Origin of the sequence: Phormidium tenue FACHB-1052, assembly GCF_014696675.1 — a bacterium.
In the GTDB taxonomy this organism is placed as follows: domain Bacteria; phylum Cyanobacteriota; class Cyanobacteriia; order Phormidesmidales; family Phormidesmidaceae; genus Nodosilinea; species Nodosilinea tenuis_A.
On sequence record NZ_JACJQN010000016.1, the window covers coordinates 128,950 to 153,146 of the forward strand.

Below are 24,197 nucleotides of genomic sequence, written 5' to 3' on the forward strand. Positions count from 1 at the left end.
AGGTAACAGGAGGAGGCTGATTAGTCTTCTTCTAAGGGCAGCCCTCGGCGCACTTTGCCTTTGCCAAAGTAGCGGCCAAACTGAAGCTCATAAACCTCGTCTTCATCTTGGGTTTCGGCCTGGATGTTGCTGCGGGGATAGCTGACGCACAGCAGCGCATAACCTCGATCGCGCAGATCTGGGGAGAGCCCCATGGCCTCGGGCTGCTCAACTTCGCCCTCTAGCAGGCGTACCGCACAGGTGGTGCAGGCACCGTTGCGGCAGGCAAACGGCAGCTCGACTCCCTGGCTCTCGGCGGCTTGAAGAATGTAGCGGTCTTCGGGCACCTCTACGGTGTATATGCGCCCGGTCTGGCGATGGTGGACAGTGATGGTGTGGGTGCGGGCCATGGGGTAGGTCGGGGTTGGCGGAGTAACGGTGGGGAGGAAATAAATCGAGTAAATCGGGTCGAGGGGGCGATTCCGGAACGGATACTCGTTCCGAGTCGGTTCCTGAACGCTTCGCGATCGCAGGCCAGCGCCCCGATGTCAATTACCCTGCTATGCTCTCACGAAACAATTCTCCTGGGGCAGACAAGCCTAATTCTGCAATAGAAACTAGCGTGGCCCCTGTTCTCTGGCTCCATAGTTTGCTACGATAGCCTCTCAGCGGTGATGAACCGCCCCCTGGAGAGATGGCCGAGCGGTTGAAGGCGCAGCACTGGAAATGCTGTTTAGGGGTGACCTTAACGAGGGTTCGAATCCCTCTCTCTCCGTTTTAGTCAAGTTCACTGCTGATTCCCTGAGGATGTCAGGATTTAGCTGGTTTTTTACTCAGCTGCTGAGCTGGGCATTGAACCTGAGGTGTTCCTAAATTAAACAGGGTGGCAAGTTAGAGTATCTAACCTGCCACCCTCTTAATTTGCCAACCCGCAAGCCAGTATTTCCGTAGCTGAACCCTGCCTTACCCAGACGCGCGCGCTAGGGCCACTGCCCTGTGTTGGGAGGGATAGCACTGCGTCGTTTGGCCTGACGTCGCTGGCTGGCAAGGCGCTCTAGGCTGAGGGAGATCACGCCCAGCGTGACTAAAACCACCCCCATCCACTGAATAAACAGCAGGGCCGACTTTTCGCCGGGGGTGATTAAGTAGGCCAAAATGGCGGTCACTACCGGCCCGCTAGCCGCTACGATCGAGGCCTGGGATGCCCCAAGCAGCTTGACACCGTAGTTGTTAAACAGATAGCCCAGTAGCGTCAGCAGCCCCAGCAGCCCGGCCCCGATATATAGGCCCAGGGGACGGGTGGGCTCACCAGGGTCGAGGCCAAAGAAAGACCCCACGATCAAAATTACACTGGTGAGAACAAAAATAGTCGAAAACTGAAGCAGGCTGACCGAGACTGGGTGCAGCCGCTTAAAGCATAGCTGCATGGCGATTAAAAATAGCGAAAAGGCAACGCTAGCTAGCAGTGCGGCTCCTACTCCCCATAGCGATACGCCGTTGCCGCTGAGGTCAGAGTAGATGCGAGGTAGGGCCGTGAATACAATGCCCATAGTGATGGCAAACATCACTACCAGGCGCAGGGGGGTCGGGCGATCGCCAAACAAAAACCAGGCCAGCGGCACCGTGATTAGCGGATACATAAACAGCAGCGTCACCGCTACGCCGGGGCCGACATCGGCGATCGCTTTATAGATCAGCACCTGCGACAAAAACAAGAAGAAGCCGCTGGCGACTACCTGTGCCAACGGACGCCTCTGGTCACGGTGGAAGATCTGGCGCAAATCGTTGCCGACATTGGGATAGAGACGGGGGGCTACCAGCGCCAACAGGGGCACGACAACCACCATGCGCAGCCACAGCAGCAGCAGCGAGTTTGGAATTGTTAGGGGCAAGACCTCCGCCACCGGAATCAGCCCTAGCAGCTGTCCACCGTAGCCGATGACACCCACAATGACGTTGTGCAGTGACAGGGCCAAGGTTGAGAGCACCACCATCAGCAGCCCGAGCTGGAGATCGCTAGGGGAGGCGCGGCGGCTGCTTTCCGGAAGCGCAGTTGCTGCGGGGTTGGGCTGCGATCGCAGCCGAGACACTGGCGGGTGCTGGGCGATGGATTGCGGCAGTGGAGCGTGGTCAGGGGGCGTAGATTCTGACCCTGAGTAACCTGGGTTTAGCTGAGGCCCTCGATAGGGGTTTGGGGGTAGTGCCGGTTCTGCCAGAGTACCGGGCTTAGCGGGCAGGGTGCTGTGGCTGTTCCGAATGGGGGCGGCGGTCTCTGGGGGTTGCACCATTTGGCTTTGTAGCTGTTGACTGAGCCGGGCGACCAGGGCTTCTAAGATGGCCTCCCCCTGCTGTTCAACACTCTGCATGCGGTTGAGCTGTTGAGAGATGTTGCTCTGATAGCTAGTCAGATCGTGTTGTAGAGAGGCCAGGGTGCTTTGGAGTGTCGCGTCAAGGGCGGCTAGGCGCTGGCTGGCATTAGCTAAAGGAGGAATTGCGGCCTCGTAGGGAGCGGCCTGGAGAGTGTTAGGGTGCGCGTTGGCTAGAGCGGTTTCGAGCCGTCCTTGCAGGTGGGTGGCCAGGGCGATCGCTAGGCGTTTGGCCCAGGCCTGCTGCTGGGCGATTTGCTGCTGGCTCAGCCCTTCGGCATAGGTGGTTTGCAGCTGCTGGTGCTGCGCTTGAAGGGTTTCAAAATCCCCCTCTAAAGCCTCAATGTCGGCCATCAACCGCTGCTTCTTCGTCTGAAGATGGGCGATGTCTTCGGACAGGTAGCCTGCGACCTGGTGGCGCAGGGTTTCGAGGTCGTGGCCCAAGACCTGCAGGATGGCCTCAGCCGACTGGGGTTCAGGCTGGGGAGAGTCGAAATCGGGTAGATGGTCAGAGGGCCCCATGGGTATGTCTCTCAGGATGCGGTCATCGACTGCGGTCAGTGGGCAAATCTAAGGGCTGCCCCGGCTCGAATGCTAGTATTGTGCTCAAAAAATTCAAAAAGATCTCTAGTAACGTTAGATTTTAGAATGGCCCGGCTTCGCCCAACGCTGCAATCCCTCAGTTATTTGTTAACAGCCAGACTATCTCAACCCATTGCCTGCTGGATATTGGCGAGCAGTTGAGGTGCGCAGCCACATCAATACGGTGCTGCTGAAGTTAAATTCCTTAGGCAGCCGTTGCTGCGGGTGACTATTTTGCCCTACCCGGTGGGTAGCGGCGATCGCAACCAGCTCAAGCCGGTTTTTATCAATCTCATCTCCAGCGCCCAAGCGGCTGACCCCATCGGCGTTGTTACCTGGGCGGTGCAGCTTCTAACCATCGGCCCGGTAACCGTCAGCATTCACAGTGGCGGCAAATCGATCGCGCCAGAACTGTTGCCGAGCCAACCCAGCCCTTTTACCACCAAAACCTCGGGTAACAGCTTGGGCTTGGCGATCGCCAAGCGCATTGTAGAAGCTCACCAGGGGCAGCTCACCATCACGTCTACCGTCGCCGATGCTGAAGTGATGATCCCTGCCCCAAGCCGTTCCAGGCTCAATACCCTAAAACGCGTCTAGATCTAGAGCCTTAGAGCCGCCTTCTTCAATCAGCAGCAAAATTTTGCCCAGCTGTGACCAGATCAGCAGACCGCTGAGCAAGGTCATCGGCACCCCCATGGCATAGGCCGCTTTAGCCGAAAAGCCAAATAGCTGAATGCCTGAAGCCAAAAATACGCAGATCCCGGCACAGATGCCAAAAAAGGGAATCTGTAGCTGAGGGCCGCGCAGGGTAGCCAAAATGCGCGTCGAGCGCTTGCTGTTCCATTCGTTAACCGACTGCTGTAGGGCGGTGCTAAAGGCATAGCCCGAAGTCACGGCAGCCAGGAAACCAGCAAAAAATAAAACGTAGGGCGGTTGTGGGTACACGGGTTTAGGAAAACGAAACAATAGTTTACTTTTCCAGATTATAGGGGAGAGCCGTCCCTACCCCTCACCCTGTACCCAGCCGCCCTGACTACAACCTAGCTGAGCTTGCCCTTGGCCTAAGAACGCAACACCTGGCGTAGATCACCAACGACCGGTACTAGCTGTTCCGCCCGCTCTAGGGAATAGCTAGTTAATGCTCCCCAGGCCACCCCCAGCACTCGGTCAAGGGTGATATCGTCCTTCACCAGCGACCACAGCCGCTGCACTTCCTGGGTGTGCAGCCGGTCGTCCTCGGTTAGAGCCAGCACAATCATCTGGCGCAGGTGCATCCCTTCCTCAGACATGAGGTAACGAATGCCCATTCCCGCCGTGGGTAGCAGATCGAAGCCGGTATCTCCCTGGGCGATCGCCAGCATGTTTTCCAGCCGCTGCCACTGGAGTTGACCGTCTTGAAACAACACCTCTAGCAGCCGCTGGCGCAGGGCCGGGGTTTCACCCACCAGCAGGCGACGGGCCACGTAGGGGTAGGCCACATTGATAATTTTAAAGTCAGGGTTGAGGCTCAAAGCCAGACCCTCCTGGGTGACCAGCGAGCGAATGATCAGAGCAAACTTGGCTGGCACCCGAAATGGGTATTCGTACATCAGCTCTGAAAACTGATCGGTGACGGTCTTGAAGTTAAAGTCGCTCACCTTAGCGCCTAGGGCACCGCCCAACACCCGTTGAAGGGCAGGGATAATTGGGCCAAGGTCGGTTTCAGGCGTAAGAAAACCCAGCTTGACAAAGTCTCGTCCCAGGTTGTCGAAGTCTTGGTTAATTAAGTGTACGACCGCATCCACCAGGGTTTCTTTGGTGAGCTGATCGAGCTGATCCATCATACCGAAGTCGATATAGGCCATGCGCCCATCGGCTAGGGCAAACAGGTTGCCGGGGTGAGGGTCAGCGTGGAAAAAACCAAACTCTAGCAGCTGGCGCAGCCCTGCCGTCACGCCAATTTCAATCAGGCGATCGGGGTCAAGGTTGTCCTCTTTGAGCGAAACTGTATCGGTGAGTTTGCAGCCGTCGATCCACTCGAGGGTGAGCACCCGCTGACTACAGTAGGGCCAGTAGATAGCGGGCACCTTAACCGTGGGGTCATCTTTGAAATTGGCGGCAAATCGCTCGGCGTTGCGGCCTTCGTTGAGGTAGTCGATTTCCTCAAACAGCTTGGTGCCAAACTCATCCACAATCAGGGTCAGGTCGTGCCCTAGGTTAAGGGGCAAAAAGTTGCCCAGCCAGCGCGCGGCCCAGCGCATTAGATAGAGGTCTCGGCACAGCACCGGGCGTAGGTATGGGCGCTGCACCTTGACGGCGACTTCCTCCCCGGTGAATAGTCGACCTCGATAGACCTGACCCAGACTAGCGGCGGCTACAGGCAGAGCTGATAGATTACTAAAAATTTCTTCGGGGCTGTAGTTGAGTTCTGCCTCTACGATCGCCATCGCCTTGGCAGTGGGAAAGGGTGGCAGCTGGTCTTGCAGCTTGGTAAGCTCATCGAGAAAGTCTTGCCGCACCAAGTCGGGCCGGGTAGAGAGCGCCTGCCCAACTTTAATAAACGTCGGCCCCAGGTTGGTTAACACCTGGCGCAGCTGAATGGCCCGCCGGGGGCGATTTTTCTCCTCCCAGCCAAACCACTGATCCATCTGGAGGCCCAGCACAAAGGTGCCCAACCACCACAAAATTTGTAAAACTCTCCAGGCTAGGGTGCCCAGTCGCCAGCGAAAGTAGCGGGCGATCGCCGCTGCATCGTAGGTGCCCATCAAAGCCGGATCTGTCGTTGCCACTATGCCACCTGCCCCTTACATGACTGTGCGGTGCTGCCCTAGCGGGTGGGGCTGTCGCTGGTTTAGCGATGCCGTCAACGGGCAAAATGCGCGTTGCGACAAGCGGCGATCGAGAACCCCTAAGCTGGGTTAATCTACCTTAAATATAGTATATAAAACTACAAACAAATTCGACTAAGCCCAGTGAGAGATTCAGGGCTTGTCGAAATTCTGGTTTATAAAAAATTGGGACGGCGGGGTTAGCAGTACTGGGCAGCCTTGAGCCCTACCTCAGTCAACACAGATTTCAGCGTTTGCACCACCTGCTCCTGAGCCGCTGCTCCCAGCTCGGGGAACATGGGCAGCGACAGCACCTGCTGGGCCGCAGCTTCTGCCTGGGGAAGATCGCCCGGCTGGTAGCCCAAGCTGCGGTAAACGGGCTGTAGGTGCAGCGGCACTGGATAGTACACCATGCAGATCACGCCAGCCTCTCGCATTAGCTGTTGCACCTGATTGCGCTCTTGGCCCTCAGCGGTGGCTTGGGGGAGGCGCAGGGTGTACTGGTTCCATACCGAGCGGCCAAAGGTTACGGGCAGGGGCCGCACGACTTCGGTAACTGGGACTAGCAGGTGATGGTAGCGATCGGCTACCTGCGATCGCTGCTGGTTCCAGCGATCGAGGTAGCGTAGCTTAATGGCCAAAATAGCGGCCTGCACCGAGTCGAGACGGCTGTTAACGCCAATGGCCTCGTGGTGATACTTTACCCGGCTGCCGTGTTCACTCAACATGCGGGCAGTAGCGGCTAGATTGTCGTCGTTGGTGGTCAGGGCACCGCCGTCGCCACAGCCCCCCAGGTTTTTTGTAGGGAAAAAGCTAAAGCAGCCCACCTGCCCAACCCGACCGACCTGCTGCCCCATCCACTCCGCGCCAGTGGCTTGGGCACAGTCTTCGATCACTGTCAGGTCATAGCGGGCCGCTAAATCCATGATTGGCCCCATATCCACAGGCCGACCAAACAGATGCACGGGCATGATAGCCCGAGTGCGATCGCTGACCGCAGCCTCAATTTTGGCCACATCTATGTTGAAGGTGTCGAGGTCAATATCGACAAACACCGGCGTTGCCCCCACGGCACTAATCGCTTCCGCCGTGGCAATAAATGTAAAGGGTGAAGTGATTACCTCGTCGCCGGGGCCAATATTCAAAGCCCGCAGAGCTAGGTATAGGGCGTCCGTGCCGGAGTTGCACCCAATACAGTGCTTTGTGCCTACATAGTCTCCAAAGGCTCGGGTAAAGGTTTCGACGATGGGGCCATTGATGTATTGTCCAGAGGCCAGCACCTCGGCCACGGCAGCATTCACATCAGCTTGAATTGCTTGAAACTGCTCCGTAAGATCAACAGGAGGAATTACACTCACTCGCTCACACTCACCTAGTGGATAGGCCTAGTTTACCCTACCCCACGGCCCCCTCGAGTGTGTTGGGTGCTGCCTAAAGAGCGATCGCAGCCTCTGTCCCAATCTATCCATGGCCCCGTGGTTTAGGAGTTTCCCGTGCTCAATTCATCCCTTACTTCTACTGGCGCGTCTATCCCTGGAGACGAGCACCCTCGCTGGATGCAGCGCTGCCTAGAGCTGGCCAGCCTCGCGGCGGGGCAAACAGCCCCCAATCCAATGGTGGGGTGCGTTGTGTTGCAGCAGGGTTTAATCGTGGGAGAAGGTTTTCATCCCCGAGCTGGGCAACCCCACGCCGAGGTGTTTGCCCTAGCCCAGGCCGGAGCCCGCGCCCAAGGGGCCACCCTCTACGTCAATTTAGAACCCTGTAATCACACCGGGCGCACCCCTCCCTGTACCGAAGCAGTAATTCGAGCGGGTATTAGTCGGGTGGTCGTGGGTATGGTTGATCCTGATCCTAGGGTGTCCAGCACAGGCATCGAGCGACTTCGCCAGGCCGGTCTGACGGTCATAGTCGGAGTCGAAGAAGCCGCCTGTCGCCATCTCAATGAAGCCTTCGTACAGCGAATCACCCGCCAGCGCCCCCTAGGCCTGCTGAAGTATGCCATGACCCTAGACGGCAAAATTGCCGCTGTCAGCGGCCACAGCGCTTGGGTCACTGGGCCTACCGCTCGCGCCGCCGTGCACCAGTTGCGCGCCACCTGCGATGCAGTAGTCGTGGGTGGCAGCACCGTTCGCCACGACAACCCTCGACTGACCAGCCATGGTCACAGCTCCCATAACCCGCTGCGTGTTGTCATGAGCCGCCGCCTCGAACTCCCCCCTGAGGCCAACCTGTGGCGCATAGAAGACGCACCCACTACAGTTTTCACTGGACCTGAGGCAGACCCAGCCCGTCACCAAGCGTTAGCCGCTGAAGGCGTCGACATCGTCGCGCTACCAGCACTTACCCCTCGGACAGTAACCGAGCATCTTTACCAACGCGGCTGTGCAACGGTGTTGTGGGAATGCGGCGGTTTGCTAGCAGCCCAAGCAATTCAAGATGGCGTCATCGATAAGCTTTGGGCCTTTGTGGCTCCCAAGCTGATAGGCGGTGTGGCTGCCCCAAGCCCCATCGGTGATTTAGGCCTGCAAAATATGGGCGAGGCCTTAACCTTGAGTCGCACGACCTGGCGTCTCCTGGGCGATGACCTGCTATTAGAAGGCTATTTGGACTTGCCCGCTGACAGCTAGCCCTAACCAACCTCAACTCAAACTAAGGCAGTTAGATGAGCCTACTGCACCGGCACTAATGGCTAGGGATAGATGCGTACAAGCCGAGGAATGTCGTAAGTCAACTCTCGGTTGCGCATGAAGGCTTCAAGCACCAGCCGTAGATCGTCTTTGCCGCGAAATGACTCTACTCGCTGATGCACCTCCCCCTGCTCAAATATCAGCAGCGTTGGCAGGTTTGAGAGGCGGTAGGCATTGGCCAAACGCAGGTTTTCATCGGCATTGATATCGACTAGCTTAACTTGACCCTCCCACTCGGCCTGAAAGCTTTGTAAAACCGGGACAATCAGCTTGCAGAGCCCACACCAGGGAGCCCAAAAATGAACTAATACGGGAAGGTCTGACTCGAGCACAGCTGCTCTAAACGTGGCTTCGCCAACAGACATCGGCATCTATAAATCAATAAAGGAATTTAACTAACTCTCCAGGTACATCCCTAAGCGGAACTCCTGGACAAATATGAGCCTATTGAAGTTAAGGGAAAATATGCAGTTGCTATCGGGATCATTGTAGACCAGTTGAGAATGGAAGTTAATAGGTCAGAATAAGGATTATGCCAAAGCCCTAACACAAGGCTCTGGCAATGGAAGCTGCCGTTAATTTACGACATGGAGTGGTTATGGGTATCGGCTCTAGCAAACCTGACTGGGCGTAGTTTTACTCTCCGCTTAACGATCTAGCATCCCAAGGGCTGGTACTGCTGGAGTAAGTCCAATGCCTCAGCGGCCGGTAAAGGCTTGGCAAAGAAATAGCCCTGGCCATAGTCGCACCCCTCCTGCTGTAGCATGGCGACCTGGGCAGCGGTCTCTACCCCCTCAGCCACCACCTCCATGCCAAGTTTTTGACCGAGGGTCAAGATCGTGTTGATGATGGCTCGATCTTCGTTGCTTTTTTCCAGGCGCCCTACGAAAGATTTATCCACTTTCAGAGTATCCATGGGAAATCGGTGTAGGTAGCTGAGGGACGAGTAGCCGGTACCAAAATCATCAATGGCCAGTTTTAGGTCTAACGATTTGAGCTTGAGCATCAGATCGATCGCAGCATCCACATCGCCCATCACCATGCTCTCGGTAATTTCAAGCCGAATGCAGTGGCCGTCAACCTGGGTTTCTTTCAAAGCGACTTCGATTTGACTGATCAGATCGGTCTGACCAAACTGACGATTAGAGAGATTGATGCTCATGGTCAGGTGGCGATATTGGGGCAGTAAGGTGTGCCACTGGCACAGTTGCTGACAGGCCTCGCGGAAAATCCACTGCCCTAGGGCCATAATTAGCCCGGTTTCCTCTGCCGCCGGAATGAAGGCGCTGGGCAGAACAAAGCCTCGATCTTTCTGGTGCCATCGCACCAGCGCTTCAAACCCAGCCAGTGCTCCGGTTTTGAGATTGATGATCGGCTGGTAGTAGAGCAAAAACTCGTGATTGTCCAGAGCGCTAATTAAGTCGCTTTCGAGCTGAAGGCGGTTGACTGCTTCGGTGAGCATGCCTGCGGCAAACACCTCAAATCGTGACTTGCCCAAGGCCTTGGCTCGGTACATGGCAGTGTGGGCGTCGCGTAGCAGATCCGCCGGTTTGTGTTCCAACCCTGGCTGGCTGATAGCCACCCCAATACTGAGGGTGCTGGGCAATTTCTGGCCATGCAGGGTAAGAGGTTCCGAAAGGATGTACTGAAGCTGATCCATTAGTTCTCCGGCAGCGGTGCTAGAGAGCTGGGTGAGGAGGAGGGCAAACTCATCGCCGCCGACCCGGGCTACTTGGGCCTCTGGGGGAATGTGCTGCATCAGCCGCATAGCCATCATTTGCAGCACCTCGTCACCGGCCTGGTGCCCCAGACTTTCGTTTATAACCTTAAAGCGATCGATGCCCATAAATGCCACTATCACAGGCTGATCGGGACTTTGTCGGTAGTGGAGAGCCTGCTGAATCGTATTGATAAAAGCTTCGCGGTTGGGCAAACCGGTGAGGGAGTCGTGAGTGGTGCGGTAAAGCAGCTTGTAAGCTAAAACCACTGCTGCTGCGGTTACCATTCCTAGGATCGGCTCGGCCAGGGGAAGCCACACTAATCCATTAACCCCTAGCCAGCCAACTCCTTCTAAGCTTCCCAGGAGCAGTCCGCAGGATAGCAGTAGCTCGCTAGGACGCTTAACGAGCCAAACTAGGGTGCCGGCGGTTAAACACCAGCTCCAAAGCCACAGCCCTTCGGCCCAGGGGGGCAGGAATCGGTAGCTGGCAGGCTGTCCGGCCACAATATCTAGCAGCTGGCGTACCATCTGCCCGTGGATGACCACTCCAGGCATGGTCAGCTCGCTGTCTTGATTGAAGCTGAAGGGGGTGTAGAAGCGGTCTTTGAGGCTAGCGGCGGTGGTTCCAATGAGGACAATGTTGTCGTCAATCCAGGCTGGAGCAAACTGCTTGCTGAGTACCTGGCTAATGGAGAGGTGACGGGCTGGCATGTGGGCGGTGTGATAGCGCAGCAGAATTTGGTAGCCCCTGCTGTCTACATTTTGGTAACCACCCTCTCGGCCCGAGAGCACCGGAATCGCCCGATCGCCCAGGTAGAGGTGATTTGCCCCAGCCGTTAAAGCCTCAGGAGCATAGCCTTCATAGGCCATCACTACCCGCAGGGCAAAGGAATAGTAGCCACCGTCAGGGCTACGCACAAAAACCAAGTTGCGACGGATAATGCCGTCAGAATCGGTGGGAAAATCGTTGAAGCCGATCCGCTCTGGCTCGACAGTGGGCGGGGGCGGCACTTCGCTCTGGCCCTGGGTGCTGCCCACATTCATAATGGCCATCAGGTTGGGCGCGGCTAGGGCTTCGATCAGGTCAGCTGACCCTGGCGGACGCAGCGTGCTGCGGTAGAGGTCTAGCCCGACAACTCTTGGAGTATGACCTTGAAGGGTCTGAATGACATCGGCTAAAATTTCGTCACTGAGGGGCCAGCCGTACTGACGAATATCTGCTTCAGTAATGCCCACAATCGTCATGCGGGGGTCGAGATCTTGGCTAGGGCGCGATAGCCTTTGAGGGTCGGTTGTCGACCATCGCACCACATGGTCAAAAAGAAAGAGCTCAGCTGGTTCTAAAACGGTCAATACTTTGGCACCAGTTACTAGCGCGCTGGCCACCAGACTGGACAACAGCACAATCTTGCCTCCGGTGGTCAGGGGGGCTGCTCCCCACCAGTGGAGCACCTGGGGAACCACCCGGCGACGCAGCCGGTGGTTTATTCTTTTGAGCGTCGCTTTCACAATCGCTGGGCCTTTGAAAGTAGAAACTAAATGAAGAATGTCTCAGGTAGCACACCCAGTCCCCTAGCTTTGAAACGTTGACCAAGGCGAAGGACGTTTGCTAAGCATGCCCAGATGGAGTTGTGCACCTCTCGCTGGGTAGTGGCTGGCTTCGCGCTGGATCTGCCTTTGTAGCCTAACAGTTGAGGCTGGCAATGATGCTGGCTTTGGCTTTCGTAATACAAGCTAAAGGCGGCTGCTCCTAGCTTTGGAACTGCCGCCTGGATTGGATATTTAAGTTTCGATATCTCTATTAAGAGTGCACCGCTGCCGCTGTTGGAGGCGGCATGGGGCGATTGTTATGTGCTAGTAGCTGCTAGGTTGTAGGGGAGTTACCCAGTGGGTGCCACCGCCTTGGCGTCGGCCTGGAAATTCGTCTCGGCTGTTGGCGCTCGCCACTGACCCTGTGCCAAAGGCCTGCAAGATAATTAATATAGCTAGCGATAGCATGCCAATGGCAAGAACTGAGTGATGAGAACGAACCGTGCGCTCTAGCGAAATTTGCATAACAGTTATCGTTGTGTCCTCAGGTTAAATAAAGTTGACCTGAGGGTAGACGCTCCCTAAACAACATTGGTGACCCAGGCCTGCTCTACAAAGTAGCGAAGCCTAAATCTATTAAGGCTGAAGCTAGCAATGACCATCGACAGAGAACCCACGGAACTTAGGAGTACGAGTATTTACGGAACTTTTTATACCTAGGACAAGGATTTGTGAGGATTGGATAAAATTTCCTAAAACTTTCCGGATTTCGGTACATGGCAGTGGGCAGGGTGGCGGCTTGATCTTGTGCCTTCAAAAAAGCCTGAGCCAACCATCTGTAAATTTACGGGGTTCTAGTTGCGATCGCCCTCACCAGTTTATTTGTGCCACCACTATGCCCAGTAAAAGTCCCACCAGGGCACCGATAGTCGTGTTCATGCCGTTGACGATTTCGTTGGTCAACCACGGGATGCGGGTTTGCAACGTGGCTCCAATGAGGCTTTCTATGGTGGTCGCCACAAAGGCCGCCACCAGACAAATGACGATGCCCCAGAGGTTAATCAACCCGACGGCCCAGCCAGCTAGGGCCATCACCACTGACCCTGCTACTCCAGCCAGGGTGCCCTCAAGGCTAACAGCCCCTTCAGTCCCGGCTGGCACGGGCTTGAGCGAGGTAATCAGAAAGGTATGGCGACCATAAGCTTTGCCCACCTCGCTAGCGGTGGTGTCGGAGAGTTTGGTGCTAAGGCTGCTGACGTAGGCCAGCGCTAGCAAGGGCAGCCAGAGGGCTTGGCTTGGGGGGCTGGCGGTGACTCGAAGAATGGCGATCGCGCCAGCACAGACTGCTGCCGCTAGGGCAGAGCCCCAGACATTCTCCGGTCCTCTGACTCCAGATCGCCCTTCGGCAATGCCGGCGGCTTCCTTGCGGCCTTTACCCAAACGAGTAACCGCTGTTCCAGCCAGAAAATAGGTCATCATCACGGCATAGCCACGCCAACCCAGGCAGCCCCAAACAATTACTCCCAGCGCCCAGGCATGGCCGTAGCCGGCTGGAGTTAACAGCTTTTTGGGCAGTTTCCAGGCGATCGCCAGCAGCAGGGTATTTATCAGGCCGCCTATGAGCCAGTCCGTCAGCTGCCCAGAGCTTTGCATCGATGGGGTTAGCGCCAAGAAAATCGCAGATAAAGCCATAGCGTCACTTTGGAGACATTCTTACCCTACAGAGCAAAGGTCTTGTGCAAATGCAGGCAGTTCCCCTGGTCGGGGGCTGGTTCATAGGTGAGGCGATCGGCAACGAGATACATGATTTTTAGCCCCCGGCCTCCTTCTGAGTCAGGGTTGTTAACGCTAATTTTGTGCCTCAGCATTGAGGCTAGATCAAAGCCAGGGCCGCGATCCCAAATGCGAATGTCGATGGTGCGATCGCTCACCGATACCTCGATGCCAACGGGGGTTTCTAGGGGCAGCCCTGCGTGGGCGTGGCGCACCGCATTGGTGAACCCTTCAATTAGAGCGAGCTGGCACTGAAGCCAAATGTTGTGGGGGATAGGCGTTGCCTGAAACTGGTCAAACCACGCCAGCACCGACTTCAGCTCCGTTGGGTCGGTTTGGGTTTCAATCTGGCTAGTGTGCTGATAAGTCAAAGCGGGCAACGGCTAGATAGCTCACCTTTGCATCATAGGCCTAACCCCACCCCGGCAAAAGCCTTAAGGGCAAGAGTTTTACATCACCTATCGCCCCATTATGGTTAGGGGGTTGAGCCAGGTTAGCAGATGGTGGCGCAGGTGGGTGAGGTCTCGATAAAACTCCTGGCGCATAAATTGCCCCAAAGCATCGAGGGGGCTGAAGGCTACTCCTGGCTGCCAGCCCAATTCTTGGGCAATGGGTGTGGTGTGAGAACCCTGCAAAATTTGAACGGTAGTGGATTCGGGAAACCGTCGCACCAGCACCTCCGACAGGGGACGGGTTTGGTCAATGGTATCGTTGCGGAATTTGATCAGTAAATTATGGGATACGGGATAGCGATCGCGCACCAATGCCAGAGTAGCCTCAGGGTCAGGGGTAAATTCCACATTGAAGGCAGGATTAAACTGCACCACCTGCTCCAAAAAAGGAATCGATCGCCGGGCTGGGTAGTTATTAAAACTTATATAGATATTGCCAGCCCGCTCTACCTCCCACAGGCTATTGATCAGCAAATGAACTTTGCAGCCCATGCTGTGCCCCAGGCCGTAAATAGGCATTCGATAGTCAGCCAGCCCGCGCTTGTCGAGATACCGCAGCGCTTGACCAAAGGTGACCAACACTTCCTGGGCGATGGCAGCATGGTCAAAGGTGTTGATAAAGGGCGTTGCCACGACCAGATAACCTTGCCCAGCTAGATTCTCCAGCAGCCATTGGTAGGTAACGCTGGGGGCAGCTGCCACAAAGGCTCCCCCCAAAAAATGCACGATCGCCGTGGGGTTAGGCGGCACTAAAATCCAGTTGCCGGAGACCTCTTGCCAGTTCATTGTGCTGTGTAGTGCCTTTGCCCAAAATTACAGTGCAGGGGGAGCCCTTTCTCTTACTGTAGCCAGTTTGGGGCAGTGACGGTATCACCGCCGTCAAGCTGGGAGATTGGGCTGGCTGAGTTACCGCTGTTGCGTTCCCATTCCGTGGAGCGGTAAGCTCGGTGGGCTGGGTTAAGGAACGGCTATGAGTCAAGATGCTGCGATCGCAGAGCGCACGATATCGGTCAACGGGTTAACCTGGTTCTACCGCGACCTTCAGCCCCTGGGTGATTCCTCCCGGCTGCCGGTGCTGCTGCTCCACGGTCTGGTATCACAGAGCTACAGCTGGCGGCAGGTCATGCCTACCCTGGCCCAGCAAGGATTTCGAGCGATCGCCCCCGACTGGCTCGGCCATGGCTTCTCCGACAAGCCCGATCGCCGCGACTTTGACTACACCCCCGCTGCCTTAGCCTCGGCCTTGGGTAGTTTTATCGATGCCCTAGAGCTACCCCAAGTGCATCTAGTGGCCCAGGGATTCCTCGGTTCCGTCGGCATTCAGTACGCCCTCCAGCATCCCGATCGCGTCGATCGCCTGGTGATGATCAACGCTCCCATTGGCCCTGGCGCTAAGCTCCCCTGGAAGATTCGCCAGATGGGTCTACCCCTAGCCGGAGATATGATCACCCAAGATCCACTCCTGGTCGATCGCACCCTAGAGGGCGGTGGCCCCTACCAAATTAACGATGCCGACCTAGATGTATACCGCCGACCGTTCCTGAAAAGCTCTGACGTAGGGCGTGCACTGATGACCACCGTGCGCCGCATAGACCTTGAAGCCAGCAGTCAGGCGATCGTCGCTGCCCTGCCCAACTGGGATCACCCTACCCTAGTACTGTGGGGTCAAAAGGATCCCTGGCTGCCGGTCAGTCTGGCAGAGGCCGCCGTTCAAACCCTGCCCAACGGTGAACTCCAAACCTTAGAAGAAGTTGGTCACTATGCTCAAGAAGATTGGGCCGAGAAAGTTGCCGCCGCCCTCGATACCTTTCTGCGTCAAATGGCTGTGTAGCTAAGTTCGGACGGCCAAGTTAATGCTACCCATTCTTCCCCGCCGCCCGGCTCAATCGATATCGGGTAGAACGATAAAATAGTGCCTAAAGCAATAGCTTATCCTGGACAAATGGGCAATGCTGTTGCTTAGGCAATCGGGATTTACCAAAGGAGTACGCGATGGCGGTCAAACAGCAATTTCAGAGTTTTGAGGACTTGTTAGCGGGAGCCTCAGGCCCAGTGCTGGTTGATTTCTATGCCACCTGGTGTGGCCCTTGTCAGATGATGGCAGGCATTCTAACTACCGTCAGCAGCCAGCTCAAAGGACAGCTCAAAATCGTCAAAATTGACACCGATAAGTATCCGCAAATTGCCTCTCAGCACCGGATTGCGGCCCTGCCCACGCTGGTGTTATTCAAAGCCGGGCAGCCCGTAGATCGCATCGAAGGCGTGCTACCAGCTGACCAGCTAGTGGCACGCCTTCAGCCTCATTTGGGCTAGGGTATGACGGCGGTACCCTGTGCGATCGCCCTAGGCAGCAACCTGGGCAACTCCCGCAAAACGTTGCAGCAGGCGCTAACTACCCTAGCCCACTGTCCTGATATAGACGTGATAGCGCAGTCAAGCCTCTACCAAACCGTCGCCATTGGCCCCCCTCAGCCCGATATTTTAAACGCCTGCGCTCTGCTCAAGACTTCCCTATCAGCCCAAGACCTACTCCATCAGCTCCTAGCCACAGAACAGCACTTCGGGCGAGTGCGTCGCGAGCGCTGGGGTCCACGTACCCTTGACCTCGATTTACTATTCTACGGCCAGTCAATCATCACAGAACCAGCCCTGCACGTTCCCCATCCCCGCCTGCGGGAGCGCGCATTCGTGCTTATCCCCCTCGCCGAAATTGCCCCCCACTGGCGCGATCCTGTCAGTGGTCAATTGATACATTCACTATGCCAGGCCGTTGACCCCACGGGAGTTCAGCCACTTGGCCCAATCAGCGCCTCAAGCTAATCTCTCTCGCTCAGCCCGCTACAATGGGTTGACCGCATGCGCCCTTTCTTCACCGTCACCTATGCCTTTAGGTCAAGAGCCTCCTCAGCTGCTCAAGCAGCGTTTATTTTACGAGGGCCGCAAGTTCAACTTCGAGGTTAATCGTCTGCGCTTGCCAAACCGAGCAGAAGGCGATTGGGAATGCATTCGCCATCCAGGTGGTGCCTTAGCTGTACCCGTGACGGCCAACGGTGAATTGATCATGGTGCGTCAGTATCGCTTTGCTTTGCTTGGGCGGTTGCTAGAATTTCCCGCCGGCACAATCGAGGCTGATGAATCCCCTGCCGACACCATTCGTCGAGAAATTCAAGAGGAAATTGGCCACAGCGCTCAAACTTGGCTACCCATTGGCAACTTTCCTTTGGCCCCTGGCTACTCCGACGAAATTATCTATGCCTTCCTGGCTACTGACCTAGATGCGATCGAGCTACCTCCCGACGCCGATGACGACGAAGATATTGAAGTCGTACGGTTTACCCCTGCCCAGCTTGAGAAAGCCATTTTGGCTGGCGAAGCAGTAGACGCTAAGTCTATCGCCAGCTTCTACCTGGCAAAACCCTACCTGGAGAAGCTGGCAGCTCTATAGCTAGCCCAAAATACACGCTAGTCGTAGTATCCCAATACGGTTTCGGTAGCGTAGCGTACCTTAGGTAGGGTGGCGTACTTGTCATCGTCGGCACGATACCCTACTGCGCATAGCACCACCGCCGAATAGCCCTGCTCAGGTAGTTGCAGCAACTCGTTAAACTTGTCTTGCTCAAAGCCTTCCATGGGGCAAGTATCGACCCCTAGCATGGCCGCAGAGTACATCAAAAACCCTAAAGCAACATAGACCTGCCGAGTAGCCCAATTGTCCATCGTGATCGGGTAAGGAGGCTCTGCCAAAAAGCCTTTGACCATGTTGCTGTAACCATCGAGCGTTTCGGTAGGCACCTGGCGCACCGTTGCCATGCGCTCTACGAACTGGTCAACCTCCGTATTACCTACATCTTTTTTGATGGCCAGCACTACTAGGTGAGAAGCATCAGTGACTTGGGCTTGACTCCAGGCATGTTTTCTGAGCTGCTGCCGTAAAGCAGGATTTCTCACTACAAAAAACTTCCACGGTTGTAGTCCAAAAGACGACGGCGACAGCACAAGACTGTGTTCCAGAGCGGCCCACGTAGCATCAGAGATTTTGCGACTGGGGTCAAATTGCTTAGTCGCATAGCGCCAGTTCAGCTGCTGAATAACCTGATCTGGGGTAGTTAGTGAATGGGGCATGGCGGTTGTGAAAATTGTAGTAACAGCAGACTCAAAGGAAGAACGGTAAGGCTTTGCGGCTACCGCTCCTTTAGGCATCCTAAGCCACGAAGCTATCCACTGCGTTAACGCTTGACCGCATCTAAGCTGAAATCTGTTGAGATCGGCTAGTCCCAGATTCGTAGTAGGGTTTGAGCCAGTCTAGGCTCAGCTCATAGAGATGATCGATCGCCCAAGTCGCTCGACGGTGAATCATTTGGTAGGGGTAGACATGGGCCACGCCCAATACGGGGACTCCTGCCCGTTTGGCGGCCTCAATACCAGCGAAGGAATCTTCTATGGCTAAGCAATCTGTAGGCTGTAGAGCTAGGTCGGCAAACCGCTGATTGAAGTGCTCAATGGCGAGTAAATATCCGTCTGGGGCAGGCTTACTCACCCCGATAGTCAGATCATCGGACGAAATAATCAACTCCACATAATTGCTCCAGGCCGTCTGGGCTAGTACAGCTTCAATTTCGCTGCGCCGTGCTCCAGATACAATCGCCAGTTTGAGCTGTGCTGCCCTGATTTGGTAAACCAAATCGTCAAGGCCTGGATATAACGGCAGTGGCTCTAATGTGGTCAGCACTTCTCGATAGCGGGCAGCCTTACGGTCAAGCAGTTTTTCTAAGTACCCCTCAGATATCACCCGTCCTTGGCGCGTGAGTAGCTCCCTGAGACAAGCGGCATCAGAGCGGCCTAGGCAATATTCTGCCAAATCTTGGGGATTAGGTCGAAGATTTTCTTCTAGGAGTAATTCCTCAATTAATCGCCCATGGATGGCCTCATCGTTAATCACGACACCGTTAAAGTCGAGTAAAACTGCCTTCAGAGCCATTGATCTAGTCGGAAAGATATTAAGAGATGTAATGCCTTGGACGCAGCCTTTAGCTTAGCCCGGTTTTGGTCTCTAAAGAAGGCTCTTCCGGCCTTATAGGTCAACGAGTTTGGGTCATCGTTAGTCAGTTCCGTTCACCCTGACAACCCACAATCATCCCCAGATGAAAGGTGTTTAGCAGCGCTTTGAACGACAGATCCTTATCCCGTAAAACTACGGAGCTCAGCCTTTACCCCCCGCTAGAGTACCGTGGATCAACCATGGTGAATGCCGGTGTCAATCCCGAGAATAAGGACAGTTCTCAGCGAACCCGCTCTCGTAAGGACACCGCAGATATGGCTACTCAAACTTCGACAATTCGCTCCCGTGGCATGGAACTGCTGATGCAGTACAAGCAGTCTCCCTCTGTACACCTACGTAACCGGCTAGTGCAACTCAATGCTGGCCTAGTGCGTAAAATTGCTCACCGCGTTAGCCATCAGTGTTCTGAGCCCTACGAAGACCTTGAGCAGATTGGCTACATCGGTTTGATTCGTGCCATTGAGCGGTTTAACCCTGGCCAAGGCTGTGCCTTTAGCTCCTTTGCCGTACCCTATATTCGTGGTGAGATGCTGCACTTCCTGCGCGATCGCGGCACTACAGTTAAGATTCCCCGCCGCTGGCAAGATCTACAAAAAGAGTCTCAAAAACTTCAAATGGAGCTGATGCGCTCCTTAGGCCGCAACCCCAGCGATAGCGAAATGGCTGAGGCATTGGGTGTACCGGTCAAAGAATGGCGAGAAGTTAAGATGGCTCACAAAAATCGTCTTCCCCTCAGCCTTGACGCTACTGTCTGCCAGCAGGTTGACTCTAACATCACCCTGGGTGAAACCCTGCCTGACAGTCACTATCAGCTCATGCAGGCATTGGAAGAAGATCGTCAACAAATTCAGCGGGCGTTGAACCAGCTTGAGTCTAAAACTCGCACTGCTATTGAGTTTGTCTTTTTCAAAGGTCTGTCCCGTAAAGAGGTAGCTGAGAAAATTGGCGTCAGCCCCATGACTGTCACCCGCCGCATTCAACGCGGTGTAGACGAAATGATTGCTTACCTGCAACCTCAGGAACTTCGCACGGATCCCTAGCCTAAGCACGGATTCCTAGGCTACAGTTGTTACGAGAGCGATCGCCGTAGGTAGTCTGTCCAAGACTATCTGCGGCTTTCTCGTTTTAGGATCTACCGCTTGGTTCTTCTGTCAAGATAGTCAGGCCACACCCGGACATTCTAGACAGCAAAAAGCCTTGCCAACTGGCAAGGCTTTTTGTCTATCGGAGCGGCGGGATTTGAACCCACGACCCCCACTACCCCAAAGTGGTGCGCTACCAAGCTGCGCTACGCCCCGGTCTTTTGATCGTGCTTAACTAGAATAACACAGAGAGGTACATAGCCAGATAAAATTTGAGAAAGTTGCAATCTGTTCTAGAAAACCCTTAGAACACCGTGAGGTGGAAGATGGCCTGCAACATTTGCTGGGTCGCTTCCACGTCCCACTCACCTTCGCATTGACGACCTGACTTGAGAATAAACCGTATGCCGTAGGCTTCTGGAAATCCTTCTGCTTCTATCCATAGGTAATCGGCTTCTGCTTCACAGGTAATGCGTTCATCGTCCATAAGTTCGCAGGCGATCGCCTGCATGGTTTCGCGTATTTCCATCGCTAACCGCCGAAAGGCACGAAACTCGGCTTTAGTTAACTCTATAGCCCAATTAGAGCCAGCTAACAGTCCACAATATTTAGGGGCGGTGGCGTCCCAGCTGAGACGCCACCCATTACCTTCCTTTGTAAACCGCTCACCCATGAACGCGGCCAATCTTGATACTGCTACTCGCCGATAATCTCAGGTTGAGTCAACTCATCAGACATCTCAATGATGGCTCGCAGCACAGGCTTCATCTTGGGGTCTTCGTAGTTTTCAAAATCTTCGAAGCGTCTCCGCTGAGCTCGATTAGCTACTTGTACCGTAATGCGGTAGCGGTTTGAAGCGGCCCGGATCAGGTCTTCGGTGCGTCGCATAACCTGCGTACTGTCGAAAGGAGAGCGCTTAGCCATAACAGCCTAAATAAATGACTCAAGCCCTAATTCTACCAAGAATTTTTGGTATCACCGCTTCCGATTGAGCGTGGCGGTCTAGGGTCAGATCCTAGACCGCCGTTAAAGACCTTCAGACTTGGCTTTGTAACCGCTGCTTCAGGCGAGCCGGATCGCCTTCGTCCAGTACCCTTCCTGCCTCTAGCAGAAAGGCGCGATCGCAGTAGTCAAGTTCTACCAATCTGTGGGTAACCCATAGAGCTGTTAGCCCCCGCTCTTTAACCAGATTTCTTACCCGTTTCACCAAATCAATCTGGCTGTCGGGATCGAGTAGGGCAGTAGGCTCGTCCAGTAGTAGTACCTGGCAATGTCGGGCAATGGCTCCAGCAATTGCCACCCGCTGCTTTTGCCCGCCGCTGAGAGCGTAGATGGGTCGACGTTTTAGCTCCAATAGATTGATGGCGGACAATGCATCATCAACTCGATTACGAATCTCTGCCAGGGGAAGGTGCTCATCCACTAGGCCAAACGCTACATCAGCGCCCACTGTGGGCATTACCAACTGGTGGTCAGGGTTCTGAAATACAAACCCCAAGGGCTTTTCAACCGACCACTCTCCCGCTTGAGGCTGCAGCAGCCCGCCCAGGATCTTCAGCAAGGTTGACTTGCCACTACCATTGTTGCCCAGCAGCATGCAAAACTCACCGGGCTTCACCGTAAGCGAGCAATCTTGCAGCACTGATAGACCCGATGGCCACTGAAACTGCAACTGATTGACCCAAATGGCACTAGGCTCCTGATCTGAAGCAATGTTACCAGGCACTGATCTTGACTCCTTGCGTAGCGATCGCTTACTGATCGCTACTTAGGGAGAAGAACCCCGGTGGGCGACCCGATGCTGTAGCCGTACCGCTCTTCTCAAAAATTTGGACGGCTGCAATCTCGCTACCCAAGACGCTGATACGTTTGTGAGGCTGTTGGTCGCAGGTGATTTCGATTAGGTGACCATTGTTGCTACGTAGGCTCTCTGTAAGTGAACCAAAAAGAGCCTGTGCCTCACTTGGTTCTTTCTTTTGCACAGAGAGAGGCATTGGCGTGTGTTTCAGCGTTAACTCAATCGTGAACATGGTTGGCTACTACTCAGTAAACAGAATATTTAGAGACGCAGGTGGCTTGAACTAAGCTTGCCTACCTATATATAGAGTGTAAAGGGTCCTACCCAACAACTACAGTCTTAATCAGAGTAAGGAGATCCCGCTGCTTCCTTCCGATGCTTAGGCTGAGCCACAAATAAGAGCAGCCTGAACTAGACAAACCAGAATTTCCCCCGTGAGGGATAAGCAAAAATGCTCATTAAAACCGATGAAATTCAAGGACAATCTGGCTTCCTAGGCTAGCCCTCCTAAAAATAACCCTTATAATGATACGTACGGTAAAGAATAGTAAACACTACTCATAATTGGTGGAGAGTTGGCTGATCTGTTCAGTTGGCTGTCTTCAGGTTAGAAGTAGCGGCATCATCTTCCGTGTATATACCTTGTTGTTAGATAGTTACGGAGATTAGCGTATGACCATAGCAATGGGACGCGCGCAAGCCGAGCGAGGATGGTTCGACGTCCTCGACGACTGGCTAAAGCGCGATCGCTTTGTGTTTATCGGGTGGTCGGGCATCCTGCTGTTCCCCTGCGCCTTCATGGCCGTGGGCGGCTGGCTGACCGGCACCACCTTCGTCACCTCCTGGTACACCCACGGCCTCGCGTCGTCGTACCTGGAAGGGTGCAACTTTTTGACCGTTGCCGTCTCCACCCCTGCCAATAGCCTGGGTCACTCCCTGCTACTGCTGTGGGGCCCTGAGGCCCAGGGTGACTTTGTGCGCTGGTGCCAGTTGGGCGGCCTGTGGAGCTTCGTTGCCCTACACGGCACCTTCGGCCTGATCGGCTTCATGCTGCGTCAGTTCGAAGTGGCTCGTCTCGTCGGCCTGCGGCCCTACAACGCCATCGCCTTTTCGGCGCCGATTGCGGTATTTGTCAGCGTCTTTCTGATGTACCCCTTGGGCCAGTCGAGCTGGTTCTTTGCCCCGAGCTTTGGCGTCGCCGCCATCTTCCGCTTCCTGCTGTTCTTGCAGGGCTTCCACAACTGGACGCTGAACCCCTTCCACATGATGGGTGTAGCGGGTGTGCTGGGCGGAGCGCTGCTGTGCGCCATCCACGGTGCCACCGTCGAGAACACGCTGTTCAAAGATAGCGATAACGCCAACACCTTCCGTGCGTTTGAGCCGACCCAGGCCGAAGAGACCTACTCGATGGTGACCGCCAACCGATTCTGGTCTCAGATTTTTGGGATTGCGTTTTCGAACAAGCGTTGGCTGCACTTCTTCATGCTGTTTGTGCCGGTCACCGGTTTGTGGATGAGTGCAGTGGGCATTGTGGGTCTAGGCCTCAACCTGCGGGCCTACGACTTTGTGTCCCAGGAGATTCGGGCGGCAGAAGACCCTGAGTTTGAGACCTTCTACACCAAGAACATCTTGCTGAACGAAGGCATTCGGGCTTGGATGGCACCGACCGACCAGCCCCATGAGAAGTTTGTATTCCCCGAAGAGGTACTCCCCCGGGGCAACGCTCTATAAGGGATACATAACTGATTCAGATATTTCAGAAAGAGAGGTGCTTAGCGCCTCTCTTTTTTGTAGGGTTAATTAATTTTCCCTGTACATCCCCCATGGCTATCGCAGTATCACAGGGCGTTAAGCCCTCATCCTGTGGGAAACCATGATTCAAGTGGAGTGCTCCTAAGAAAGAGTTGTGGTGAGTGGCAGTGCCTCTAAGCGAGTCATACCGTTAAGGCTGCGCCTGCCCAAAAGTTACTGTCCTCTTAGATTGCTTCCTAGAGGAACAGTTCTAGGAAGAACTAAAGCTGTTAATACTGCTCTAACAGCCCTTAGCTTAGCTACAGGTAGCTTTTCGGCACGCTAGGGGTGTTGTTGCTGTTTGCCTTTCAACCGCCAGATGCAGCGTCTAGCCAGAGTTTTTTTGAAAATAGTTTTCGGAAGAGGTGAGTTTAGACCACCAAAAAACTGTAAAAACCCTTGCAGTGCAAGGGTTTTAGGTCACGGAAAGTATTTCCATCAAAGTAGTTGACACTCCAGGGAATCCGCTCTATATTGATAAAGCGCCTGAGGGAAACGCGCTGAACTGCGCGACTGACCGAGGGCTTAGCGAACCTCGACAACTACATAGTCTAGAAACAAAGCCAAGGTT

At 54.9% G+C, this 24,197-nt stretch carries 25 protein-coding genes and 2 tRNA genes; 9 read left to right on the forward strand and 18 right to left on the reverse strand.

All coding sequences use genetic code 11. From position 1 onward, the window contains the following. Positions 1–20 precede the first annotated feature (20 nt). Positions 21–389 carry a 2Fe-2S iron-sulfur cluster-binding protein gene (locus H6G07_RS20270; RefSeq protein ID WP_073610103.1) on the reverse strand — a complete coding sequence of 123 codons (369 nt, stop codon included), beginning with the start codon at positions 387–389 and terminating at the stop codon, positions 21–23. A gap of 278 nt (positions 390–667) precedes the next feature. Between H6G07_RS20270 and H6G07_RS20275 the strand changes: the two genes are divergently transcribed. Next, positions 668–754 (forward strand) — tRNA-Ser (locus tag H6G07_RS20275). A 205-nt stretch (positions 755–959) separates the two neighbouring features. Here the strand turns inward: H6G07_RS20275 and H6G07_RS20280 are convergent. After that, positions 960–2,867 carry a DMT family transporter gene (locus H6G07_RS20280; protein ID WP_199312283.1) on the reverse strand — a complete coding sequence of 636 codons (1,908 nt, stop codon included), beginning with the start codon at positions 2,865–2,867 and terminating at the stop codon, positions 960–962. A gap of 285 nt (positions 2,868–3,152) precedes the next feature. Here H6G07_RS20280 and H6G07_RS20285 point away from each other — a divergent pair, with 285 nt between their 5' ends. Continuing rightward, positions 3,153–3,524 carry an ATP-binding protein gene (locus H6G07_RS20285; protein ID WP_190740759.1) on the forward strand — a complete coding sequence of 124 codons (372 nt, stop codon included), beginning with the start codon at positions 3,153–3,155 and terminating at the stop codon, positions 3,522–3,524. Here H6G07_RS20285 and H6G07_RS20290 read toward each other — a convergent pair. The 3 genes from H6G07_RS20290 to H6G07_RS20300 all read right to left on the reverse strand — a co-directional run bounded on the left by H6G07_RS20290 (position 3,510) and on the right by H6G07_RS20300 (position 7,092). Further along, positions 3,510–3,872 carry a hypothetical protein gene (locus H6G07_RS20290; protein ID WP_073610105.1) on the reverse strand — a complete coding sequence of 121 codons (363 nt, stop codon included), beginning with the start codon at positions 3,870–3,872 and terminating at the stop codon, positions 3,510–3,512. The two genes, H6G07_RS20285 and H6G07_RS20290, sit on opposite strands and share 15 nt — an antisense overlap. A 116-nt stretch (positions 3,873–3,988) precedes the next feature. Beyond that, the gene (locus H6G07_RS20295) at positions 3,989–5,671 is read right to left on the reverse strand and encodes an ABC1 kinase family protein (protein ID WP_073610106.1); all 1,683 of its coding nucleotides are present in this window, start codon (positions 5,669–5,671) and stop codon (positions 3,989–3,991) included. A gap of 263 nt (positions 5,672–5,934) precedes the next feature. After that, positions 5,935–7,092, reverse strand: coding sequence for a DegT/DnrJ/EryC1/StrS family aminotransferase (locus H6G07_RS20300; protein ID WP_073610107.1), 1,158 nt, complete (start codon positions 7,090–7,092; stop codon positions 5,935–5,937). A gap of 198 nt (positions 7,093–7,290) precedes the next feature. On the opposite strand from H6G07_RS20300, the gene ribD reads away from it, so the two are divergent. Next, positions 7,291–8,361: a bifunctional diaminohydroxyphosphoribosylaminopyrimidine deaminase/5-amino-6-(5-phosphoribosylamino)uracil reductase RibD gene (gene ribD, locus H6G07_RS20305; protein ID WP_073610108.1), complete on the forward strand. Its 1,071-nt coding sequence runs from the start codon at positions 7,291–7,293 to the stop codon at positions 8,359–8,361. 62 nt (positions 8,362–8,423) lie between these two features. Here ribD and H6G07_RS20310 read toward each other — a convergent pair whose 3' ends face one another. The 6 genes from H6G07_RS20310 to H6G07_RS20335 form a co-directional block, all read right to left on the reverse strand. Then, positions 8,424–8,792, reverse strand: coding sequence for a thioredoxin family protein (locus H6G07_RS20310; protein WP_073610109.1), 369 nt, complete (start codon positions 8,790–8,792; stop codon positions 8,424–8,426). Between the two features lie 284 nt (positions 8,793–9,076). Further along, entirely contained in the window at positions 9,077–11,650 is a 2,574-nt protein-coding gene (locus H6G07_RS20315) for a putative bifunctional diguanylate cyclase/phosphodiesterase (RefSeq protein WP_084173424.1), read from the reverse strand. Between the two features lie 345 nt (positions 11,651–11,995). Beyond that, on the reverse strand, positions 11,996–12,196 hold the full coding sequence (locus H6G07_RS20320; protein ID WP_073610110.1) for a hypothetical protein: 201 nt from the start codon (positions 12,194–12,196) through the stop codon (positions 11,996–11,998). Between the two features lie 345 nt (positions 12,197–12,541). Then, on the reverse strand, positions 12,542–13,324 hold the full coding sequence (locus H6G07_RS20325; protein ID WP_073610111.1) for a TIGR00297 family protein: 783 nt from the start codon (positions 13,322–13,324) through the stop codon (positions 12,542–12,544). A gap of 65 nt (positions 13,325–13,389) precedes the next feature. Further along, a complete protein-coding gene (locus H6G07_RS20330) occupies positions 13,390–13,815 on the reverse strand; it encodes an ATP-binding protein (RefSeq protein WP_073610112.1) in 426 nt (141 codons plus the stop codon). 87 nt (positions 13,816–13,902) lie between these two features. Further along, the gene (locus H6G07_RS20335) at positions 13,903–14,682 is read right to left on the reverse strand and encodes a DUF1350 family protein (protein WP_073610113.1); all 780 of its coding nucleotides are present in this window, start codon (positions 14,680–14,682) and stop codon (positions 13,903–13,905) included. 184 nt (positions 14,683–14,866) lie between these two features. On the opposite strand from H6G07_RS20335, the gene H6G07_RS20340 reads away from it, so the two are divergent. The 4 genes from H6G07_RS20340 (at position 14,867) to H6G07_RS20355 (ending at position 17,341) form a co-directional block, all read left to right on the forward strand. Next, a complete protein-coding gene (locus H6G07_RS20340; RefSeq protein ID WP_073610114.1) occupies positions 14,867–15,727 on the forward strand; it encodes an alpha/beta fold hydrolase in 861 nt (286 codons plus the stop codon). 161 nt (positions 15,728–15,888) lie between these two features. Next, on the forward strand, positions 15,889–16,209 hold the full coding sequence (gene trxA / locus H6G07_RS20345) for a thioredoxin (RefSeq protein ID WP_073610115.1): 321 nt from the start codon (positions 15,889–15,891) through the stop codon (positions 16,207–16,209). 3 nt (positions 16,210–16,212) lie between these two features. Further along, the gene (folK, locus tag H6G07_RS20350; RefSeq protein ID WP_073610116.1) at positions 16,213–16,716 is read left to right on the forward strand and encodes a 2-amino-4-hydroxy-6-hydroxymethyldihydropteridine diphosphokinase; all 504 of its coding nucleotides are present in this window, start codon (positions 16,213–16,215) and stop codon (positions 16,714–16,716) included. Between the two features lie 61 nt (positions 16,717–16,777). Further along, positions 16,778–17,341, forward strand: coding sequence for an NUDIX hydrolase (locus H6G07_RS20355; protein WP_073610117.1), 564 nt, complete (start codon positions 16,778–16,780; stop codon positions 17,339–17,341). Between the two features lie 17 nt (positions 17,342–17,358). Here the strand turns inward: H6G07_RS20355 and H6G07_RS20360 are convergent, their stop codons facing one another. Beyond that, a complete protein-coding gene (locus H6G07_RS20360; protein ID WP_073610118.1) occupies positions 17,359–18,018 on the reverse strand; it encodes an NAD(P)H-dependent oxidoreductase in 660 nt (219 codons plus the stop codon). 121 nt (positions 18,019–18,139) lie between these two features. Further along, complete coding sequence (locus H6G07_RS20365) at positions 18,140–18,874, reverse strand: HAD family hydrolase (RefSeq protein ID WP_073610119.1); 735 nt, start codon at positions 18,872–18,874, stop codon at positions 18,140–18,142. 335 nt (positions 18,875–19,209) lie between these two features. On the opposite strand from H6G07_RS20365, the gene H6G07_RS20370 reads away from it, so the two are divergent. Then, a complete protein-coding gene (locus tag H6G07_RS20370) occupies positions 19,210–19,995 on the forward strand; it encodes an RNA polymerase sigma factor SigF (protein ID WP_073610120.1) in 786 nt (261 codons plus the stop codon). A 184-nt stretch (positions 19,996–20,179) separates the two neighbouring features. Here H6G07_RS20370 and H6G07_RS20375 read toward each other — a convergent pair. From H6G07_RS20375 to H6G07_RS20395, 5 genes are all read right to left on the reverse strand, one after another. Next, positions 20,180–20,253: transfer RNA gene (locus H6G07_RS20375), tRNA-Pro, on the reverse strand. 88 nt (positions 20,254–20,341) lie between these two features. After that, positions 20,342–20,710, reverse strand: a complete 369-nt coding sequence (locus tag H6G07_RS20380; protein WP_073610121.1) for a DUF1818 family protein — start codon at positions 20,708–20,710, stop codon at positions 20,342–20,344. 23 nt (positions 20,711–20,733) lie between these two features. After that, complete coding sequence (locus H6G07_RS20385) at positions 20,734–20,961, reverse strand: DNA-directed RNA polymerase subunit omega (RefSeq protein WP_073610122.1); 228 nt, start codon at positions 20,959–20,961, stop codon at positions 20,734–20,736. A gap of 112 nt (positions 20,962–21,073) precedes the next feature. Further along, positions 21,074–21,763, reverse strand: coding sequence for an energy-coupling factor ABC transporter ATP-binding protein (locus H6G07_RS20390; protein ID WP_073610123.1), 690 nt, complete (start codon positions 21,761–21,763; stop codon positions 21,074–21,076). Between the two features lie 28 nt (positions 21,764–21,791). Beyond that, positions 21,792–22,067 (reverse strand): UPF0367 protein family, encoded by a 276-nt coding sequence (locus H6G07_RS20395; RefSeq protein WP_073610124.1) that lies wholly within the window; start codon positions 22,065–22,067, stop codon positions 21,792–21,794. A 440-nt stretch (positions 22,068–22,507) separates the two neighbouring features. On the opposite strand from H6G07_RS20395, the gene psbD reads away from it, so the two are divergent. After that, positions 22,508–23,566: a photosystem II reaction center subunit D2 gene (gene psbD / locus H6G07_RS20400; protein WP_073609453.1), complete on the forward strand. Its 1,059-nt coding sequence runs from the start codon at positions 22,508–22,510 to the stop codon at positions 23,564–23,566. Positions 23,567–24,197 lie beyond the last annotated feature (631 nt).

Bases quoted from the DNA above. Each gene is read 5' to 3' on its own strand.
- H6G07_RS20270 (WP_073610103.1), bottom strand. From the start codon at position 389: ATGGCCCGCACCCACACCATCACTGTCCACCATCGCCAGACCGGGCGC.
- H6G07_RS20280 (WP_199312283.1), bottom strand. From the start codon at position 2,867: ATGGGGCCCTCTGACCATCTACCCGATTTCGACTCTCCCCAGCCTGAA.
- H6G07_RS20295 (WP_073610106.1), bottom strand. From the start codon at position 5,671: ATGGGCACCTACGATGCAGCGGCGATCGCCCGCTACTTTCGCTGGCGA.
- ribD (WP_073610108.1), top strand. From the start codon at position 7,291: ATGCAGCGCTGCCTAGAGCTGGCCAGCCTCGCGGCGGGGCAAACAGCC.
- H6G07_RS20310 (WP_073610109.1), bottom strand. From the start codon at position 8,792: ATGCCGATGTCTGTTGGCGAAGCCACGTTTAGAGCAGCTGTGCTCGAG.
- H6G07_RS20320 (WP_073610110.1), bottom strand. From the start codon at position 12,196: ATGCAAATTTCGCTAGAGCGCACGGTTCGTTCTCATCACTCAGTTCTT.
- H6G07_RS20325 (WP_073610111.1), bottom strand. From the start codon at position 13,324: ATGCAAAGCTCTGGGCAGCTGACGGACTGGCTCATAGGCGGCCTGATA.
- H6G07_RS20335 (WP_073610113.1), bottom strand. From the start codon at position 14,682: ATGAACTGGCAAGAGGTCTCCGGCAACTGGATTTTAGTGCCGCCTAAC.
- H6G07_RS20340 (WP_073610114.1), top strand. From the start codon at position 14,867: ATGAGTCAAGATGCTGCGATCGCAGAGCGCACGATATCGGTCAACGGG.
- trxA (WP_073610115.1), top strand. From the start codon at position 15,889: ATGGCGGTCAAACAGCAATTTCAGAGTTTTGAGGACTTGTTAGCGGGA.
- folK (WP_073610116.1), top strand. From the start codon at position 16,213: ATGACGGCGGTACCCTGTGCGATCGCCCTAGGCAGCAACCTGGGCAAC.
- H6G07_RS20355 (WP_073610117.1), top strand. From the start codon at position 16,778: ATGCCTTTAGGTCAAGAGCCTCCTCAGCTGCTCAAGCAGCGTTTATTT.
- H6G07_RS20360 (WP_073610118.1), bottom strand. From the start codon at position 18,018: ATGCCCCATTCACTAACTACCCCAGATCAGGTTATTCAGCAGCTGAAC.
- H6G07_RS20365 (WP_073610119.1), bottom strand. From the start codon at position 18,874: ATGGCTCTGAAGGCAGTTTTACTCGACTTTAACGGTGTCGTGATTAAC.
- H6G07_RS20370 (WP_073610120.1), top strand. From the start codon at position 19,210: ATGGCTACTCAAACTTCGACAATTCGCTCCCGTGGCATGGAACTGCTG.
- H6G07_RS20380 (WP_073610121.1), bottom strand. From the start codon at position 20,710: ATGGGTGAGCGGTTTACAAAGGAAGGTAATGGGTGGCGTCTCAGCTGG.
- H6G07_RS20385 (WP_073610122.1), bottom strand. From the start codon at position 20,961: ATGGCTAAGCGCTCTCCTTTCGACAGTACGCAGGTTATGCGACGCACC.
- H6G07_RS20395 (WP_073610124.1), bottom strand. From the start codon at position 22,067: ATGTTCACGATTGAGTTAACGCTGAAACACACGCCAATGCCTCTCTCT.
- psbD (WP_073609453.1), top strand. From the start codon at position 22,508: ATGACCATAGCAATGGGACGCGCGCAAGCCGAGCGAGGATGGTTCGAC.